1 rRNA gene (cut by a window edge) is annotated in these 2,500 nt (G+C 51.0%); it reads left to right on the top strand.

Annotated features, from left to right (window positions below):
* Positions 1–2,464 (top strand): 23S ribosomal RNA (locus N6A79_RS13175); it begins 349 nt to the left of the window's first position.
* Positions 2,465–2,500: the final 36 nt, after the last annotated feature.

The following is a 2,500-nucleotide window of genomic DNA, read 5'->3' as shown; positions in this document are numbered from 1 at the left end:
ATAAGTTGGAAAGCTTAACCAAAGTGGGTGATAGTCCCGTACACGTAAATTGATTTTAAGTCCTAGAGTAGGGCGGGACACGTGAAATCCTGTCTGAACATGGGTAGACCACTATCCAAGCCTAAGTACTCGTGCATGACCGATAGTGAACCAGTACCGTGAGGGAAAGGTGAAAAGCACCCCGACGAGGGGAGTGAAATAGATCCTGAAACCGAATGCCTACAAACAGTCGGAGCCCAAGATTAGTTCTGGGTGACGGCGTACCTTTTGTATAATGGGTCAGCGACTTAGTCTGACGAGCAAGCTTAAACCGATAGGTGTAGGCGTAGCGAAAGCGAGTCTGAACAGGGCGTTCAGTTCGTCGGATTAGACCCGAAACCGAGTGATCTAGCCATGAGCAGGCTGAAGGTAAGGTAACACTTACTGGAGGGCCGAACCCATATCTGTTGCAATAGATCGGGATGACTTGTGGCTAGGGGTGAAAGGCCAATCAAACTCGGAAATAGCTGGTTCTCCGCGAAATCTATTTAGGTAGAGCGTTAGTTTTATTCTCCAGGGGGTAGAGCACTGGATGGGCTAGGGGTCCTCACCGGATTACCAAACCTAACCAAACTCCGAATACCTGGAAGAACTGACTAGCAGACACACGGCGGGTGCTAACGTCCGTCGTGGAGAGGGAAACAACCCTGACCACCATCTAAGGTCCCCAAGTTATGGCTAAGTGGGAAAGGATGTGAGGATCCCAAAACAACCAGGATGTTGGCTTAGAAGCAGCCATCATTTAAAGAAAGCGTAACAGCTCACTGGTCTAAATAAGGGTCTTTGCGCCGAAAATGTAACGGGGCTAAAGCCATACACCGAAGATGTGGATTTACACGTAAGTGTAAGTGGTAGCGGAGCGTTCCATAAGCCTGTGAAGGGATACCCGTGAGGGATCCTGGAGGTATTGGAAGTGAGAATGCTGACATGAGTAACGATAAAGGGAGTGAGAGACTCCCTCGCCGAAAGTCCAAGGGTTCCTGCTTAAAGTTAATCTGAGCAGGGTGAGCCGGCCCCTAAGACGAGGCCGAAAGGCGTAGTCGATGGGAACCACGTTAATATTCGTGGGCCTGTGGGAAGTGACGGATTGCGTAAATTGTATCATCTTATTGGATTGATGATGCAGTGAAGCAGTTCCAGGAAATAGCTCCCACATTATAGACCGTACCCGAAACCGACACAGGTGGACCGGTAGAGAATACCAAGGCGCTTGAGAGAACTATGTTGAAGGAACTCGGCAAATTGCACGCGTAACTTCGGAAGAAGCGTGACCCTTTAGCGGGCAACCGTTAGGGGGTGGCACAGACCAGGGGGTAGCGACTGTTTACCAAAAACACAGGGCTCTGCGAAGTCGCAAGACGACGTATAGGGTCTGACGCCTGCCCGGTGCTGGAAGGTTAAGAGGAGATGTGCAAGCATTGAATTGAAGCCCCAGTAAACGGCGGCCGTAACTATAACGGTCCTAAGGTAGCGAAATTCCTTGTCGGGTAAGTTCCGACCTGCACGAATGGCGTAACGACTTCCCCGCTGTCTCCAACATAGACTCAGTGAAATTGAATTCCCCGTGAAGATGCGGGGTTCCTGCGGTTAGACGGAAAGACCCCGTGCACCTTTACTATAGCTTTACACTGGCATTCGTGTCGACATGTGTAGGATAGGTGGTAGACTTTGAAGCAGTGGCGCCAGCCATTGTGGAGTCTTCCTTGAAATACCACCCTTATCTACATGGATGTCTAACTGCGTTCCGTTATCCGGAACCAGGACCGTGTATGGTGGGTAGTTTGACTGGGGCGGTCGCCTCCTAAAGAGTAACGGAGGCGCGCGATGGTGGGCTCAGAACGGTCGGAAATCGTTCGCTGAGTGCAATGGCATAAGCCTGCCTGACTGTAAGACTGACAAGTCGAGCAGAGTCGAAAGACGGTCATAGTGATCCGGTGGTCCCGTGTGGAAGGGCCATCGCTCAACGGATAAAAGGTACGCCGGGGATAACAGGCTGATGACCCCCAAGAGTCCATATCGACGGGGTTGTTTGGCACCTCGATGTCGACTCATCGCATCCTGGGGCTGGAGCAGGTCCCAAGGGTATGGCTGTTCGCCATTTAAAGCGGTACGTGAGTTGGGTTCAGAACGTCGTGAGACAGTTCGGTCCCTATCTGCCGTGGGTGTAGGAATATTGATAGGATCTGTCCCTAGTACGAGAGGACCGGGATGGACGTATCTCTGGTGGACCTGTTGTGGCGCCAGCCGCATAGCAGGGTAGCTATATACGGAAGGGATAACCGCTGAAGGCATCTAAGCGGGAAACCCACCTAAAAACGAGTATTCCCATGAGAACCGTGGAAGACGACCACGTTGATAGGTCAGGTGTGGAAGTGTGGTAACACATGAAGCTTACTGATACTAATCGTTCAATCGGCTTGATCGTTCCCATTACCTATATCCAGTTAATAAAAATGCAGAA

The sequence above is a fragment of the Bartonella sp. HY761 genome (assembly GCF_026743145.1).
In the GTDB taxonomy this organism is placed as follows: domain Bacteria; phylum Pseudomonadota; class Alphaproteobacteria; order Rhizobiales; family Rhizobiaceae; genus HY038.
The sequence above is the reverse complement of the archived record's forward strand: the minus strand, read 5'-3'. Positions and strand labels throughout refer to the sequence as shown.